The sequence below is a fragment of the Microbacterium psychrotolerans genome (assembly GCF_031085295.1).
Classification (GTDB): Bacteria; Actinomycetota; Actinomycetes; order Actinomycetales; family Microbacteriaceae; genus Microbacterium; species Microbacterium psychrotolerans.
This window is the reverse complement of sequence record NZ_JAVFWO010000005.1, coordinates 307,731-323,742: the sequence shown is the minus strand read 5'-3', so window position 1 is coordinate 323,742 and position 16,012 is coordinate 307,731. Positions and strand designations below refer to the sequence as shown.

The window sequence follows — 16,012 nt, the reverse complement described above, 5'->3', positions numbered from 1 at the left end:
GACCTAGATCTATCTATCCGACCAGCTCCGCGGACGAACTCTCGGCGAAGAGTTCCTCGAGGAGCGCCCGTACGTGGCGATCGATGTCATCCCTGATCATGCGGATCTGGTCGGGCGACTTTCCGACGGGGTCCTCCAGCTGCCAGTCGACGTAGCGCCGGCCGGGGTAGATCGGGCAGGCGTCTCCGCACCCCATCGTGACGATGACATCGGCGCCGCGCACCGCTTCGTCGGTGAGCGGCTTGGGGAACTCGTCCCCGAGCGGGACGCCGATCTCGTCGAGGGTGCTCACGATGGCGTTGCGTAGATCCCCTGCCGGCTCGGATCCCGCGGTCCTGACCAGGACGCGATCACCGGCGAGCTGGCGCAGGATCCCGGCCGCGATCTGCGACCGGCCCGCGTTCTGAACGCAGACGAACAGAACGGAGGGAACGACACCGGGCGTCCCCTGAGAGCGCTTCAGTGCATCGAGTCGCGCGGCGGCGAACGCCGCCGACCGACTCGTCAGCATCGGCGACTGCGACCGGCTGGCCAGCAGCTCGTAGCTCTCGACGACCTTCGCTCGAACGGTCTCGGGGCCGAAGACGCCGCGATATCTGAGGGTGAGATCCGTCGCGATGCGCTCCAGGTCGGGGTCCGGCGCCGGTCGCGCCGTCTCGCCGAGGAGGGCGTCGACGCGGCCCGCGTAATCCGGAGCGATCGAGTACCATACGCGACGCCCATCGGGTTCACGCACGACGATGCCTTCGTCGTGCAGCGACTTCATGTGGTGGCTGATGGTCGGCTGCCGCAGTTCCAGCGCCTCCGCGAGACGACTCACCAGGGCCTTGCCGTCCGCGGAATCGCGGATCAGACGGAGGATGCGGGCGCGCGTCGGATCGGCAAGCGATGTGAGGCTCCCCAGCGGATCCATAGACAGCAGTCTATCCGCCACCCGTGGCAGACGCTTCAGTCGCTTTCGACCACAGCGCTCCGACGCTCGATCAGCAGCGTGTCGCGCCACGCGCCGGCGTGCGGGCCCGCCCCCGATCGCGCGATCCGCTCACGTCGCCCGACGACCCGGAAACCGGTGACCTCGTGAAGTCGCAGGCTGGCACCGTTCTCGGGGAAGATGCTCGACTGGACGGTCCACATCCCCGCCGCCTCAGCAGCCGAGATGAACGCTTCCAGCAGGATGCGGCCGACGCCCCGGCCGCGCGCTCCGCGGTCGATGTAGACCGAGTGCTCCACGACGCCGCGGTACGCCGGACGCGACGACACCGCCGAACCCGCGACCCAGCCGAGGACGACGCCGTCCGCGTCGACGCCCACGAACCGCAAGCCGGGAAGCCGGCCCGCGTCGAACGCCTCCCACGCCGGCGTGGCCGTTTCGAACGTCGCCTCGCCGTCCTCGATCCCTTGCGCGTAGATCGCCTCGACCGCCGGCCAATCCGCCGGCATCATCTCGCGCACACGGATCGTCAACAGCATCCACCCCCGTTGCCGGCGTCGGTGGAGCAGACGCCCGTCGCCGGGAGGACCAGCTCCACGTTCGAGGCGGATGCCGTGTCGCCCGCGAGCCAGGCGGTCACCGAGCGAACCTGCTCGTACCCGGTCGCCAGCAGGAAGGTCGGCGCGCGGCCGTAGGACTTCATGCCCACCACGAAGAATCCCTGCTCGGGATGCGCCAGCTCGCGAAAGCCGTGCGGCTCGACGGTGCCGCACGAGTGCACGTTCGGATCGATGAGCGGCGCCAGTCGCCGGGGCGCCTCCACGATCTCGTCGAGGTCGAGGCGGATCTCTCGCAGGATGTCGAGGTTCGGACGGAATCCCGTCGCGTTGACGACCACCTCGGTGGCGTGGGCGACGACCTCGCCATGGCGATGGCCCACCAGTTCGACGCCGGCCGGGGTGCGGCGGCCGCGGATGATCTCGAAGCCGTCGAGCACCGCGATCCGGCCGTCGGCGACAGCCTTGTCGACCCTGCTGCCGAGTCGGGCGCGGTCGGCGAGCTCGTCATCGGCAGAGGAGGACACCCGGACCGCTTTGGCGTTGCGGATCAGCCACGTGACGGTCGTGCCCGGTTCCTGTCGGGCGAGTTCGGCGAGCGCGAGGAGGGTGTTCGCGGCGGAGTGGCCCGCCCCGACGACCGTCGTGTGGCGACCGGCGAACGTTGCGCGGTCGCGACCGAGGACGTCGGGCAGCGCGGTCGTCACGGCATCCGCGATCTCGGCCATGCCGAGCAGCTCCAGCCCGCTCGACGACAGTGAGTTCGGCGAGAGGTAGGTGCCGGACGCGTCGATGACGGCGCGGGCGGGAACGTCTTCGACCTGTCCGTCCGCGGTGCGGATGCGCACGGCGAAGGGCGTGGCGGCGCGCGACCGCGTGCGCGTGCGGTCCATACCCTCACGCGTGACACCGATCACCTCGACGCCGAGCCGCACCCGCGACGCGATCTCATCGACCTCAGCGAGGGGCGCCACGTACTTCTCCACCAGCTCCGTGCCGCTCGGGGCGCGCTCGGGATCGGGGAGTTCCCACCCTTGCTCCTCCAGCAGGCGACGCGATGCCGGGTCGACGAGGTGTTTCCACGGCGAGAAGAGACGCGTGTGGCCCCAGGAACGCACGCTGGCCGCGACCTCCGCTCCCGCTTCGAAGACGATGAAGTCGATCCCGCGTTCGACGAGATTCGCCGCGGCGGCGAGCCCGATCGGGCCGGCGCCGATGATGGCGACGGGGAGCGTCGAAAGCCGATCAGCGTCGGCCGCGCGAGGTGTCAGGTCAAGCAGAGTCACAGCATCCTCCAACGGATATCGATGAGCGTCGATACTGATTGTGAGCCCATCTATCGACATCTGTCAATATCGACTAACCTCGATATATGACCACGATGCTCGAGGTGACCGATGTCAGCGCGGCAGCCTGCTGCGCGCCCCTGGTGCGCGAACCACTGACCGCGGCGGAAGCGGAGCAACTGGCGACGACGATGAAAGCACTCGCCGACCCCGCCCGACTGCGCCTGCTGTCGATCGTGGCCGCATCCGAAGACTCGGAAGCCTGCGTCTGCGACCTGATCGAGCCGGTCGGCCTCAGCCAGCCAACGGTCTCGCACCACCTCAAGATCCTCACCACCGCCGGCTTCCTGACACGCAGCAAGCGCGGCACCTGGGCATACTTCAAGCTCGTGCCCGGCGCCCTCGACCGTATCTCGCAGCTCCTCGTCGCGTCGTGAGCCGCATCGCGCGCGCGACTGCCGGCGAGTTCCTCGGCAGCGCGGGGCTCGCCGCCGTCGTCGTCGGGTCGGGCATCGCCGCGCAGCGGCTGTCGCCCGGCGACGTCGGACTGCAGCTCTTCGAGAACGCCTTCGCGACCGCCCTCGGGCTCGCGGTGCTGATCCTGGTGTTCGCGTCCGTCTCGGGCGCCCACTTCAATCCCGTCGTGACGGTGGTCGACGTCCTCCTCCATCGCCGCCGCTGGTCGACGGCGGCGATCTACCTGCCCAGCCAGGTGCTCGGATGCGTCGCCGGCGCCATCCTCGCGAACCTGATGTTCGCGGAGCCCGCCGTCAGCTGGAGCACCACTGACCGCTCGGGATGGCACCTCCTGCTCGCCGAAGCGGTCGCGACGGCGGGGCTGATCCTCGTGATCTTCGCGCTCGTCCGCACCGGCCGCAGCCAGCTCGCGGCACCCGCCGTCGGCGCGTACATCGGTGCGGCCTACTTCTTCACGTCATCCACGAGCTTCGCGAACCCCGCGATCACGATCGGCCGTATGTTCACCGACACATTCGCAGGCATCGCACCGATGTCGGCGCTGCCGTTCATCGCCGCACAGCTCGTCGGGGCGGCCGTGGGATGGGGCCTCGTCCGCGCGCTCTTCCCGGTGACGGTTCCCGAGCCGGTCGTCGCGCACGGCTGATGCCCGCGCACCCGCGATCCCCCACAGGACTGGCGGCGCTCGCCTTCACCCAGATCGTCGCGTGGGGAGTGCTCTACTACGCCGTCCTGGTCGCCGCGCCGGCGATCGCCGATGACACCGGGTGGGGCGATGATGCGGTGTTCGTCGCCATCACCGCCGGCCTGCTGACCTCGGCCGCGTGCGCCATCCCGGTCGGGCGTCGGCTGGATCGGCATCCGCGACGCGTCATGGTGACCGCCACGGTCGTCGGAACCGTCGCCCTGCTCGTCGCGGCCGCATCGCCGACGATCTGGACCTTCACCGCCGCTTGGCTCGTCTGCGGGGCGGCGCAGTCCGCTGTGCTGTATCAGGCTGCGTTCACCGTCATCACGCATCGCTACCGAGCGGCGCGTCGCGGCCCGCTCACGCTGGTCACGCTCGCCGGCGGCCTCGCGTCGACGATCTTCGCGCCGCTCACCGGCTGGCTCGTCCTTCAGGTGGGCTGGAGGATGTCGTTCCTCGTGCTGGCCTTGATTCTCGCGGCCGTCGCGCTCCCCACGTACGCCCTCACCGTGGAGAGCCGCTGGGAGCATGTCGAGGATGGACCGGCCGGGAACGGCGCGGCTCGACGCGTCCTGCGGTCGATGCGCTTCTGGATGGTCGCGAGCTCGTTCGCTCTCATGTCGTTCTCGCTGTACGCGGTCACCCTGTCCGCCGTTCCCGCGACCATCCAGAAAGGGATGGATCTGCAGACCGCCGCCTGGGTGCTCGCACTCATCGGCGCGGGGCAAGTGCTCGGCCGCCTGCTCTATCTCGCCATCCCCCACACCGCCCCGGCGTGGATGGCCGCGACCAGCGTCGGCGTGCTCGGCGCGGGAGCGCTGGTGGCCTATGGCGTGGTGGACAGCCCGGTCGCGATCTTCGCGACCGCCCTCGTCGCGGGAGCGATCCGCGGCGCACTCACCCTCGTCCAGGCGTCCGCGGTGGCCGATCGCTGGGGCGCGGAGTCGTACGGCAGGATCAACGGCGTCCTGGCCGCACCCGTGACGGCGCTCACCGCGCTGGCACCGGGAGCGGCCGCCCTGCTGGCGACGGCGCTGGGGTCGTACGCGACCATGGCGTTCGTGATGGCGGCTGTCTGCGCCGTGGGCGGAGCGCTCGTGATTCGCCGGTAGCACCGCGGATCAGCGGTGGTCTGCCTCGACGAAGCGCATGCGGGCGTAGTCGATGTCGGCCCGCCACCCGCGGCCGTCAAGGTCGTCGGCGCGCACGCCGAGAAAGAGCCCCGTGAAGCGCAGTCGCGGGCCGTGATCGTCCGACAGCGTCCAGGCCGGGAAGACCCCTGGAACCTCACGCCACTCCCCCGTCTGCTCGGCCCACGCGAAGGTGAGCCTTGGACCGGCGAGGGAGGCGCGCAGGCGGAGCGGCCCGTCAGGGACGACGATCGGAGCCGAACGAGCGCTCACGCCGTCGCGCTGCACCACGCGGAGGTGGCGTCCGTTCTCGGCGTCGTACGTGACCTGCAGCCAGATCCAGCCGGCTCGGTCGTACCAGGCGATGACACCCGCCGCCTCGCGAGGACTCCGCGGGTCGGAGTCGATCAGGATCTCCAACTCGGCCTCGTGCTCCTCCACCCGTGTGAGGATCATCGACTGGTCGAAGACGGAGGCCGGCGAATGCCCGCCGCGCAATGCCAGCCACCCGGGCCGCGCGAGGAGATCGGCGGTCGCCGGCGGCAGCGGCCCGCGCAGCGTGGACCAGCGGACGGAGTCGAGAACGGGTGCGTCGAAATCGTCCACCCATTCCCGGGGCGCAGGGTCGGGGTCGTCCTCGACCTCGGCGTCCTCCCACCCGACCACCACCTTGGCGTGATGCCCGCCGCCGACCAGTCGGAGCCAGCCCGCGTCGTCGATCTCGACGCGCTGCAGGCAGGTCTCCCGTCCCAGCGTGCTGTACCGCTCGCCGAGATGCAGGGTGGGGCGGCTCGCGAGATGCACCAGGAGCCAGTCGCCCGCCCGGGTCTGGACGAGCTCGCCGTGCCCGGCCTTCTGCAGCGGATGCCCGGGGGCGTCGCGGGTGGTGAGCACCGCCTCCCGCGGGTCACGTTCATACGGTCCGTGCAGGGCGCGCGATCGCGCGATCGTGACGCCATGGTTCCAACCGGTGCCGCCGGCGGCGATCAGCAGGTAGTACCAGTCGCCGATCCTGTACAGGTTGGGTCCTTCGACCAGTCCCTCCTCGCGGTAGAGAAGGGTCGTCTCGCCGGCCGTGCGCTGCTCATCGGGCAGGTACTGCTCGAGCACGAGACCAGAGAACGACGGATGCTCGGGCCTGTGGTCCCACTGCACTCCGACGATCCAATGCGTTCCATCGGCGTCGTGGAAGAACGAGAAATCGAAGCCACGGGAGCCCAGGTGCACCGGCTCGCTCCACGGCCCCGTCATCGAGCTCGCGGTGACGAGGTAGTTGTCGATGTCCTTGTCGTCGCCGTCCATGGTGCGCACGACGGAGAACGCCAGCCAGAACAGGCCGTCCGCATACGACAGGCTAGGCGCCCACACTCCTCCCGAGTCCGGGATGCCGCGCAGGTCGAAACCGACCTCGAGCGCGTGGCCGATGGCCGACCAGTGCGCGAGGTCGGTCGAGTGATGCAGGCGCACGGCCGGGTGGTACTCGAACGTGCTCGTGGCGATGTAGTAGTCCGACCCGACGCGCAGAATCGACGGGTCGGGGTTGAAGCCGCGGAGGATGGGATTTCGGAGAGCGGGCACAGAGGCCGCCGGCGCGCCGGCCGCGCTCACGGCTGCATCGGGTGGGCGAAGGGCCGGCCGGCCACGAACCGCTCGATCTCGGCCAGAGCCGCCTCACCCAGGCGGCGCAACTCGCTCCCCATCGACCCGGCCAGGTGAGGCGTGAGGAAGACGTTGGGCAGGGTGTACAGCGGATGCCCCGGCTCGAGGACATCGGGATCGGTGACATCGAGGATCGCACGCAGCCGACCGCGCTGCAGGTGCCCGACGAGAGCCGGCTGATCGATGAGAGCGCCGCGTGCAGTGTTGACGACCGTCGCCCCGTCCGGAAGCGCCGCGAGTACCTCGGCCGAGATCATCCGGATCGTCGCCGGCGTCTCGGGAGCATGGATCGACAGGACGTCGCTCCGAGCCGCGAGCTCGCACAGATCGGCGACGAGCTCGGCGCCGACACGATCGGCGGTCTCGACGGTCGCGTAGGGATCGAAGAGCAGAATGTCGACATCCGCCTCTGCGAGCCTCTCCATGACCAGCGAGCCGATCGTCGAGGCGCCGACGATGCCGATGGTCGATCGGTAGAGCCCGGTGCGGGGGAACTCGGCCTCGCGATCGATGAACCGCTGCTCGGCACAGTACCTGCGCGACGCCCAGAAGGCGTCCTTCGCAGCGAGCGTGATCATCGCGACGGTGAACTCGGCGACCGGGATCGCGTTCGCGGCTCGCGCCGACGACACCCGGATGCCGCGCGCGGTTGCCTCCGCGTCGAGGAAGCCGACGCCGCCGCCCCAGTGGACGATCGCGCGCAGCGACGGGAATCCGTCGAGGCCCTCGCGGGCGATGGAGGTCACGCCCCAGCCCGTGATGAGCAGTTCGACATCCGATCGCGCCGGGACATCGGCGATCGAGGTCACCGCCTGAGTCGTGTCGATCTCGAGGATCTTCTCGAGCCGTGACCTCTCCACGTCGCCGAACACGAAGGGGACGAGCGCGGGATTCATCAGCAGTGCGGCTCTCATGCGTACAGCTCCTCGATGCTCCAGGCCTCACGCCACTGCAGGCGGGGATGGCCGTCGTCGAACCGCAGGGGCAGCCAGACGGCGGGCGATTCGGCCAGGTCGTCGGGGGTCCAGCGGTCTCCGATGTACACGACGCCGTCGCCGACGGCGGCTACGACGCTCACCTGCGATTCGAATGTGCGCGCGCCGAGCGCGGCGATCGGCTGCCAGTCCGCCCATGGACCCGCGAGCGAGTCCGCACTGGTGCACATGTTGTCGTTCATGCTCCAGCCGGTCAGATCCGAGCCGAACAGGTGGTACCGCCCTCGATGGCGGACGACCGCGGGCGATTCGTAGCCGATCTCGGGCTTCGCCTGCTGCCGCAGGGTCGTCACAATCGAGTCGACTCCGAGGTAGTCCTCACGCAGGCGATAGATGTGGAGACCGTTGTCGCGGTCCTCCGACAGCAGGTATGCGACACCGTCCTCCTGGAACACTCCGATGTCGCGGCTGAGGTTGCCGAGCGGGCGCTCACTGCGCACGTACTCATAGGGGCCTTCGGGTCGATCGGCCACCGCGTAGCCGACTCGCGCGAAGGAGTAGTCCTGGCTGTCGACGTGCAAGAACATAACCCACCTGCCGTCGGGTCGCTGTAGGACCTTCGGGCGCTCGACGATCCGGTCCGGTGCGATGTCGCCGGCGGCGGAGGTCAGTGCGTCACCCTCGAAACGCCAGCTGGCCAGGTCGATCGACGAGTAGCAGGCGACGGCGGTGAACCGATCGTGCGCTGCCTTGTCCTCACCCCACGCGTACCAGCGGTCGCCGATCCGCTGCAGCCCGATGCCGTGCAGCTGCGCCGTCCTGCCGCGGTCGTCGATGAACACCCGGCCGGGGAGGATCGACCCGGGCTCAGCCACGGCGCACCTTGAGCACGCGCGCTCCCAGCCCTGCCGATGTGGCCACGGACAATCCTGCCACCGTGGTCGCGAGCCGCCACCCGGAGCCGTCGGTAGGCGCAGCGGGGAACAGCACCTCGACCTCGCCCGAGACATCGGGGAGGGTGAACGCCGCCGGCGCGGCATCCCGATCCCAGACGAACAGCAGGTCGCCCGAGCCGGTGCGCAGCCCAAGACATACGGTCGGCGCGTCCCAGGCGGGAAGCCCCAGCGGCCAGAACGGAGTCGCGTCGGCCAGTTCTCCGCGAAGCGCCTTGTGCAGCGCCACGGCCTCGGCAACCCGATCGCGTTGTGCGGGACGCAGTTCTTCGAGGAACCCCGACAGATAAAGCCGGCCGCTCAGACCTGTCACGAGCGTGAACGCCGTCTCGTCGTCGCTCATCTCGGACGACGGGTACGCCCAGTTGCCGCATTGCTCGGGAAGGATGGATGCCGGCGCCGACGCCGCGATCGGCGGGTACAGGAGGAAGTCCTGCTGATCGCTCGTGGACTGCAGGTGCGTGACTGAGAGCAGTGCGTAGTCGGCGCGCATGGCGCCCGAGCTGCAGTTCTCGATACGCAGCGACGGATGCCGCTGCTGCACGCGCACGAGCCAGTCCTGGAAGGCCCGGGTGTGAGCGAGCAGCCCATCGCCCGCCGTGGTCGCGTTGCGCTCGGTGCCGGCGCCCGGGTTGATGTTGTAGTCGAGTTTCAGATAGCGGATGCCGTATTCCTCGACCAAGTGGTCGACCGTCGCGTCGAGGTGGCCCCGGACGGCAGGATGCCGGAAGTCCAGGTGGTAGCGGCGGTCCTCCTGCACCCGCCGGCCGAACCGCTGGAAGAAGGCCTCGTCGGGAAGCCGCGCGGCCGCCGGACTGTCGACGCCGACGACCTCGGGCTCGAGCCAGAGTCCGGACGACATCCCCTGTCGGTGGATTTCGTCGATGACACGGCGCAGGCCTCCTTCGCCGAAGCGGGCGGTCGCTTCACGCCACTCCCCGACAGTGGACCACCAATCGCCGATCGCGGGATCGGCGAACCATCCCGCATCGATGCAGAACACCTCGGCGCCCGCCGCGGCGGCCCCACGGATCAGCGGCAGCAGCTGCTCGGTCGTCGGCTGCCCCATGAGCGTGTTCATGAAGTCGTTGTACACGACCGGCAGCGCCTCACCGGCGACATCACGCCGAAGCCAACGGCGGTAGCGCGTCAGTCCGGCGATCACACCGTCGCGGGCCTCGGCGGAGGCGGCGATGGCGACGGGCACGGCGGTGAAGCTTTCCCCTGGAAGCAGTTCGTGGGCGAACTGGTGCTCCAGGTCGGTCGGACCCAGGAGCGACAGCACGCCGCCGTTGCGGGTCTGCGACAGATCGGCGTGCCAGCCTGCGCTGGTCTCGATCTGCCAGGCCAGCGCCTCGCCGTCGCCGCGCACGAGATACCCGCACGGCAGGTGCTCGCCGCTCGACCATGCCCCGTGGCTCGTGACGCCGGCGTGACCGCGCCCGTCCTGGCCATGGAACGGCAGCGAGATGTCGGGAAGCAGCTCCCGCACGGGGGTCTCGCGCCATCGGTCTTCTGCGAGCCATTCGCTCGCCGCGCTCCCCCAGGTGACCCGATCGAGGTCGGAGCTGGATCGGCCGATGCCGATCGTGGCCGAGGAGACCGCCGTCAGCACGACGGGTTCGCGTCCCGCGTTGCGCACCACGCTCTCGATCCGCAGTGCCGTCGTTCCTCGCGGAGCAGTGACGGTCGAGCGCACTTCGAGCCCGCTCACCGCATCGGTCTGCACGATGACGGCTCGCTCGGCACCCCCGTCGGAGGTGATATGCGAGCCCTGCACCCGCAACCGCTCACCCACCGCCGATCGCCAGTAGGCCTGGCTCGTGCGGCCCCGCTGCTCTGCGGACGTGAGCACCTCGATCAGTCCGACCCCAGCGCGACCCACGTGGCTAGACGAGGTCATCACCACCGACAGCGGGGCGTCGACCGACCAGTGGAGTTCGAACGCACCGACCCGGGCGCGGAACGTGGTGAGAGCTTCGTCGTGGTCGTCTTCCTCCGGAAGGGCATCGAGGTCGATGGGCTGCGGGGCGGTGTCGGTCACGGAGTCTTTCTCGTCTCGTCGTTCAGCGGAAGACGCAGGGCGTCGTTGCAGATGTGGATGCCGACTGCCAGCAGGGCGGGGAGGAACATCGCCAGAGCCGAGCCGATGACCGGGAGCGTCATGGCCCCGATGCCGAGCGCGACCAGAAGCAGCCAGCTCAGCGCCACGTGGGGCCGACGGGCGATCGCCTTCACGGCGGCCGTGGTGACATCGATCGGCCGGTGTTCGGACCGCCTTGCGGTGGCCGCGCAGATACCGATCACCAGGACCAGGACGACGACGGCGACACCGACTGCGAACAGCAGCATGGCGTCGGAGGCTCCGAACAGAGCGAGGTCGTATGCGAGCAGCAGCGCCAGGACGCCGACGGAGAGCGCGGCCCACGCCAGCGTGCGGCACGCCTGGGCAAACGATGTCCAGAAGACACGCCCGGCTCGCGCTGTCCCTCGCTCGGCGAGCAGCCGCCGCGAGCTCCGCAGCAGCGCGTACACCGCCGGAACGACCGGGAGCAGCGAAAGGGCACCGAGCCACAGCGCCACGTGCGTCGGCTGCCAGCCGACCAGCGCCAGGAAGGCGAATGCCGGGACGAGGCATCCCCAGAACGAGACGGACACCAGGAAGTACTGGAAGACCGTCAGCACCGTCGTGGCCAGCGGACCCTCGAGCGCGGCGAGCCCGCGAAGGCGGCCGAGAGCGCTGACCGGCTTCGACGGCGCCTGGGCGGTCATCCCTTCACCGCCCCGACGGACATGCCCTTGATGAAGTAGCGCTGGAAGGCCGCGAAGATCGCCACCGACGGGATGATCGCGAGGATCGCTCCCGTGTAGATGAGCTGCCACTGGGACGTGAGCAGCCCCACCATGCGGTTGATCGCGACGTTGATCGTGCCGGCCGACGATGAGTCGAGGAAGACCAGCGGGATGAAGAAGTCGTTCCAGAGACCGAGCGCCTGGATGATGATGAACGCCGAGGTCACCGGCAGCAGCATCGGGAACACGATCGACCAGAATGTCCGCAGACGCCCGGCGCCGTCCATGTTCGCCGCTTCCTCCACCTCGATCGGGATGCCCTTGATGAAGCTGCAGTACAGCAGGATGCCGAAGCTCGCCGCTCCTCCGAGATGCACCAGGACGACGCTGGTCAGGGTGCTGTAGAGCCCGACGTCGTCGAATCCCTTGACGAGCGGGATCATCCGCACCTGGAACGGGATCATGAGGCCGGCGATGAACAGGATGTACATGAGGCGTGAGGTGCGGCCCCCGACACGTTCGATGCCGTACGCGGCCATCGGCACGATCGCGATGAGCAGCACGACGGTCGCAACGGTGATGATGAGGGTGTTGACCAGCGCTTCGCCGTAATCGGTCTGCTGGAACAGCTGGATGTAGTTGTCCAGCGTGAACTGCGTGGGGAGCCCCATCGGGTCCATCGTGATCTCGGCATACGAACGGAACGAGTTCAGCAGGGCGTAGATCACCGGACTCGCGACGATCAGCACCAGCATCGCGAGGACGACCATCACTACGATCTGGCCGACGGTCAGCTTCTTGCGCTTCGGCCGGCGACGCGCGGGGCTCTGCTCCGGGGTGACGAGCAGCTCGGTCTCGGTGCTCATGCCTGGATCTCCCTCTTGCGCATGTAGGCGTTGGCGGCAACGGTGCTGATGATGACCACCAGGAACAGCACGATCGCGGCGGCGCTGCCGAATCCCGCTCGGTACTCGCCGAAGCCGACCTTGTAGATGAAGAACGCCATGGTCTCGCTCACGAACCCCGGGCCGCCGGAGGTGAGCACCATGACCTGATCGAAGATGGTCCACCCGGCGATCATGGCCAGCGTCATATTGACCGTCACCGCACCCGCCAGCATCGGCCACGTCACGTGGCGGAACACCTGGCGGCTGTTGGCGCCGTCGATGCGGGCGGCCTCGATGAGGTCCTGCGGCACCGACTGCAGGTTGGCGAGGTATATGAGCGTCGTGTTGCCGCCGAGGGTGAAGCACGTGATGAAGAGGATGACCCCCACCACGATCGTGCTGTCGCCCAGCCAGTCGCGCGCCCAGTCCGGCAGGCCGATATCGCGGAGGAACATGTTGACCGCGCCGAAGTTGTAATTGAGCAGGTACTTCCAGATCGTCGCGAGGATGAAGGCGCTCACGAGCGAGGGAAGGTAGACGGCCGTGCGGAACAGGCCCTGCCACCGCCCGACCTTGTCGAGCATGAGTGCGACGCCGAGCGAGATCGCATTGATGATCACCGCCGAGCCGAGCCCCAGGATGAGGGTGTTCTTGACCGCGTTCCAGAACCGGCCGCTCGCCAGGATCTCTTCGTAGTTGCGCGTTCCGACGTAGGCGTAGTCGGGGCTGATGCCGTCCCAGTCGGTGAAGCTGAGCTGGAGCGACTGCAGCGACGGGAGGATCACCATCAGCAGGTAGATGATGAGCGCGGGGGCGATGAAGCCGAGCATGGCCCAGCGCACCGAGCGGAAGCGCCGCGTGCGCCGCTTCTCGGTGTCGGGACCGCGTGGAACGAAGGGGACGTCGTCGGCGACGCCCACGGGCGCACCGTCGAGCGGACCTTCTCCGGTGAGGCGGACGGCGGTGCCGACCACCTGGGTCTGCCCTTGCAGTGCACTCTGATCGGTCATGGAGGCCTCCTCGGCTCCCGGATCGTGGTGCCCGGGCGTCGCCCGGGCACCGCGTCACGTGTGGGTCAGCCCGCGGCGACCGTCTTGTCGAACTCGGCCTGGACCTTCGCGATGGTGTCGTCGATCGAGGACTGGCCGTCCTGCATCTCGATGCGCGCCTGACGGAAGAACGTGTTGAACGCGCTGAACGTCGACAGCGCCGAGACGTTCTCGTACCAGACGAGGTTCGGGTTCTCGAGCAGGGCGAAGTAGTCGGCCGCACCCGGGATCGACGTGTTCCGCTCGACCTCGTCGGCGGCCACGATGTTGGGCGCGAGCCAGCCGTTCTCCTCCATGAGGTTCGCGGTGTCGACCTGGTAGAAGAACTCGAGGAACTCCGTCGCCGACGCGTACTCGTCGTCGTCCTCGGCCGCCTGCGCCGAGATCGCGAGACCGCCGGCGGTGTCGCCGTTCACGGCGTTCTTGAGCACGTTGATGGAGCCGTCCTCGGACGGGATGATGAACAGCCCGGCGTTGAAGTCGGCATCGACCTTGTTGATGTCGTTGAGACGGCCGATGCCGGCGGACGACGTCGCCATCACCGCCATGTCGTTCACGAGCAGCGTGGTCGTCTGCGCGTCGGCGGTCGACTGCCATCCGTCGAGCACGTACTCGTTCGTGATGTCGAGGAGCTCCTGGAGCGGCTCGCGAAGGTCTTCGATCGTCGCGTCGCCGTTCTCTGCCGCGGTCCAGAAGCCGCCCTGGTCGCCCCACTGCGCGAAGTACGGCGCGGCGAGCTGTTTCCACAACTGGTCGCTCGGCCACACCTCGGCCGCCGCGGTGGCCAGCGGAGCGTCTCCGTTCGCGGCGATGTCGGCCATCAGATCCAGGAAGTCGTCGTACGTCTCCGGCACTTCGAGGTCGTTCTCCTCGAAGTAGTCCTTGTTGTAGACGATGTTGAGGCCGATCTCGCCGTTCAGGGCGCTGTACGGCACGGTGTAGACGTTCCCGTCGGACGCGGTCCCGACCGCCTCGGGCTCGATGAGTTCGGTCACCGAATCGGGAATAGGAGCCAGCTTGCCGGCATCCACGTAAGTGAGGGTGTCACGCATGTCGACCACCGCTGGCCAGTTGCCGGTGGCATCCATCGTCTTGAGCGCCGTGGCGTAGTCGCTGCCGGCCGGAAGCGGGTCGAGCTGCACGGTCGTCGTGTCGCTCTGCTCATTGAAGGCCTCGACGACGGCGTCGACCACCGCGTTCCAGGTCTCGTCGCCGGTGGCATAGAGAAAGCGGATGGTCGTCTTCTCGGTGGATGAGCCGCCCTCGCCCTCCTTGTCGCCCGAGCTGCCGCAGCCCGCGAGTGCAAGTGCGGCCACGGCAAGGCCGGCTGCGCCGGCCATCCACGGCGAACGGCGGCCCGTGCGGGCGCACACTCCCGCCCGCGTCGTTGCGTTGTGCATGTGATCTCCCTTGATTCGTGCTCGAACGTTTCCGTCTCGGAGAGAGTACCTCAAAGTGGACAACGTTTGCCACCCCGCATCGAAAGCGCTTTCCATCGCGGGCGCGGGCGAACGCCTGAGGGCCGGATCGCGGGGTGCGGTCAGGCCGTGATGAGCGGTGCTCCGTGCAGGATAGGCGTCGCCGTGAGGGCGATCTCATCAACCTCGGCCGGATGCTCGTCCAGCACGAGACCGAGTGCTGCGCCGCCGAACTCTTCCAGCGGCACCTCGACCGTGCTGAACTCAGGGAGGACGTCGCCCAGCATGGGCACATGGTCGAAGCCGGTCACTTCGATGTCGGCGAGGACATCCGGCGCCAGCTCGCGGAGCCGGGCGATGACCCCGACGGCCATCGCATCGCTCATTGCGGCGATGACGTCCAGGTCGCCGATGCGGTCGCCCAGCAGATCGGCGGCGCGGTAGCCGCCGTCGCGTGAGAACTCGGTGTGAACGATGTCCCGCCCGTCGATCAGGATGCCCTGCGCCGCGAGGCCCTCGACGAAACCGCCGACCCGCTCGAGGGCGGTGATCTCGCCCTCCGGCCCCGACACGATCGCGAAACGACGCTGACCGGCTCGGGCGAGTCCCTCGGCGAGCAGGCTCGCCGCGCGACGGTTGTCCACGGTGACGGTGGGAAAGCCCAGGTCGTTGTCGCCGATGACGACGATCCTCGCGCCATGGTCGCGCAGCACCATCAGATGCTCCTGCACCGAGGCCTCCCGCGCGGAGTCGGTCGTCCGGCTGGTCGCCATCACCACGGCGAGATGACGCTCGCCGCGGAGCTGCGTGAGGATCTCGAGTTCGCGTGCGGGCTCATCGCGGGTGGTGCGCACGGCGACGGAGATGCCTCGCTCCTCGGCAGCGTGCATCATGCCGGAGATCATCGTGGCCGATCCGAAGTCGTCGATGTCGCCGACGATGAAGGCCACCGTCCGCGAACGGCCGCCCTTCATGGTCTGGGCGGCGGGACTGACGGAGTAGCCCAGCGTGCGTGCCGCTTCCTCCACACGGCTCCGAAGCTCCGCCGAGCCGCTCTGGCGGCCCCGCACGCCACCGTTGAGCGCGCGCGAGGCTGCCGGGACCGACACGCCCGCCAGCCGAGCGACGTCGGCGAGCGTGGCAGGTTTATCGGATTTCGACATGCTTCTCCCCGATCCGGTTGATGAGGTAACGCTATCCAGATTTCTGGACACCGGCCTCGACCGACGATCGGAGAGCCGTCAGGCGA

The 16,012-nt window shown here is 68.7% G+C and carries 15 protein-coding genes; 3 read left to right on the top strand and 12 right to left on the bottom strand.

Annotated elements, in window-relative coordinates; all coding sequences use genetic code 11:
* Positions 1 to 13 precede the first annotated feature (13 nt).
* Genes Q9R08_RS17410 through Q9R08_RS17400 form a run of 3 tightly spaced genes read right to left on the bottom strand, consistent with a single transcriptional unit; the run spans position 14 to position 2,774 of the window.
* A complete protein-coding gene (locus tag Q9R08_RS17410; RefSeq protein WP_308869415.1) occupies positions 14 to 913 on the bottom strand; it encodes a metalloregulator ArsR/SmtB family transcription factor in 900 nt (299 codons plus the stop codon).
* A 35-nt stretch (positions 914 to 948) separates the two neighbouring features.
* A complete protein-coding gene (locus tag Q9R08_RS17405; protein ID WP_308869414.1) occupies positions 949 to 1,470 on the bottom strand; it encodes a GNAT family N-acetyltransferase in 522 nt (173 codons plus the stop codon).
* The gene (locus Q9R08_RS17400; RefSeq protein WP_308869413.1) at positions 1,461 to 2,774 is read right to left on the bottom strand and encodes an NAD(P)-binding domain-containing protein; all 1,314 of its coding nucleotides are present in this window, start codon (positions 2,772 to 2,774) and stop codon (positions 1,461 to 1,463) included. Before Q9R08_RS17400 ends, Q9R08_RS17405 begins: the two co-directional genes overlap by 10 nt.
* 86 nt (positions 2,775 to 2,860) lie before the next feature.
* On the opposite strand from Q9R08_RS17400, the gene Q9R08_RS17395 reads away from it, so the two are divergent.
* Genes Q9R08_RS17395 through Q9R08_RS17385 form a run of 3 tightly spaced genes read left to right on the top strand, consistent with a single transcriptional unit; the run spans position 2,861 to position 5,051 of the window.
* On the top strand, positions 2,861 to 3,211 hold the full coding sequence (locus Q9R08_RS17395) for a metalloregulator ArsR/SmtB family transcription factor (protein WP_308869412.1): 351 nt from the start codon (positions 2,861 to 2,863) through the stop codon (positions 3,209 to 3,211).
* On the top strand, positions 3,208 to 3,897 hold the full coding sequence (locus tag Q9R08_RS17390; RefSeq protein ID WP_308869411.1) for an aquaporin: 690 nt from the start codon (positions 3,208 to 3,210) through the stop codon (positions 3,895 to 3,897). The genes Q9R08_RS17395 and Q9R08_RS17390 overlap by 4 nt, the downstream gene beginning before the upstream one ends.
* On the top strand, positions 3,897 to 5,051 hold the full coding sequence (locus tag Q9R08_RS17385) for an MFS transporter (RefSeq protein ID WP_308869409.1): 1,155 nt from the start codon (positions 3,897 to 3,899) through the stop codon (positions 5,049 to 5,051). The genes Q9R08_RS17390 and Q9R08_RS17385 overlap by 1 nt, the downstream gene beginning before the upstream one ends.
* Before the next feature lie 9 nt (positions 5,052 to 5,060).
* Here the strand turns inward: Q9R08_RS17385 and Q9R08_RS17380 are convergent, their stop codons facing one another.
* The 9 genes from Q9R08_RS17380 to Q9R08_RS17340 all read right to left on the bottom strand — a co-directional run bounded on the left by Q9R08_RS17380 (position 5,061) and on the right by Q9R08_RS17340 (position 15,926).
* On the bottom strand, positions 5,061 to 6,647 hold the full coding sequence (locus Q9R08_RS17380; protein ID WP_308869408.1) for a glycoside hydrolase family 43 protein: 1,587 nt from the start codon (positions 6,645 to 6,647) through the stop codon (positions 5,061 to 5,063).
* A gap of 26 nt (positions 6,648 to 6,673) precedes the next feature.
* A complete protein-coding gene (locus tag Q9R08_RS17375) occupies positions 6,674 to 7,642 on the bottom strand; it encodes a hydroxyacid dehydrogenase (protein ID WP_308869407.1) in 969 nt (322 codons plus the stop codon).
* Positions 7,639 to 8,538, bottom strand: coding sequence for a family 43 glycosylhydrolase (locus Q9R08_RS17370; protein ID WP_308869406.1), 900 nt, complete (start codon positions 8,536 to 8,538; stop codon positions 7,639 to 7,641). Before Q9R08_RS17370 ends, Q9R08_RS17375 begins: the two co-directional genes overlap by 4 nt.
* Positions 8,531 to 10,660, bottom strand: a complete 2,130-nt coding sequence (locus Q9R08_RS17365) for an alpha-galactosidase (RefSeq protein WP_308869405.1) — start codon at positions 10,658 to 10,660, stop codon at positions 8,531 to 8,533. The genes Q9R08_RS17370 and Q9R08_RS17365 overlap by 8 nt, the downstream gene beginning before the upstream one ends.
* Complete coding sequence (locus tag Q9R08_RS17360; protein ID WP_308869404.1) at positions 10,657 to 11,388, bottom strand: hypothetical protein; 732 nt, start codon at positions 11,386 to 11,388, stop codon at positions 10,657 to 10,659. Before Q9R08_RS17360 ends, Q9R08_RS17365 begins: the two co-directional genes overlap by 4 nt.
* Complete coding sequence (locus Q9R08_RS17355; protein WP_308869403.1) at positions 11,385 to 12,275, bottom strand: carbohydrate ABC transporter permease; 891 nt, start codon at positions 12,273 to 12,275, stop codon at positions 11,385 to 11,387. The genes Q9R08_RS17360 and Q9R08_RS17355 overlap by 4 nt, the downstream gene beginning before the upstream one ends.
* Positions 12,272 to 13,306 (bottom strand): carbohydrate ABC transporter permease, encoded by a 1,035-nt coding sequence (locus tag Q9R08_RS17350; RefSeq protein ID WP_308869402.1) that lies wholly within the window; start codon positions 13,304 to 13,306, stop codon positions 12,272 to 12,274. The genes Q9R08_RS17355 and Q9R08_RS17350 overlap by 4 nt, the downstream gene beginning before the upstream one ends.
* A gap of 65 nt (positions 13,307 to 13,371) precedes the next feature.
* Positions 13,372 to 14,745 carry an ABC transporter substrate-binding protein gene (locus tag Q9R08_RS17345; RefSeq protein WP_308869401.1) on the bottom strand — a complete coding sequence of 458 codons (1,374 nt, stop codon included), beginning with the start codon at positions 14,743 to 14,745 and terminating at the stop codon, positions 13,372 to 13,374.
* 140 nt (positions 14,746 to 14,885) lie between these two features.
* The gene (locus tag Q9R08_RS17340) at positions 14,886 to 15,926 is read right to left on the bottom strand and encodes a LacI family DNA-binding transcriptional regulator (protein WP_308869400.1); all 1,041 of its coding nucleotides are present in this window, start codon (positions 15,924 to 15,926) and stop codon (positions 14,886 to 14,888) included.
* Positions 15,927 to 16,012: the final 86 nt, after the last annotated feature.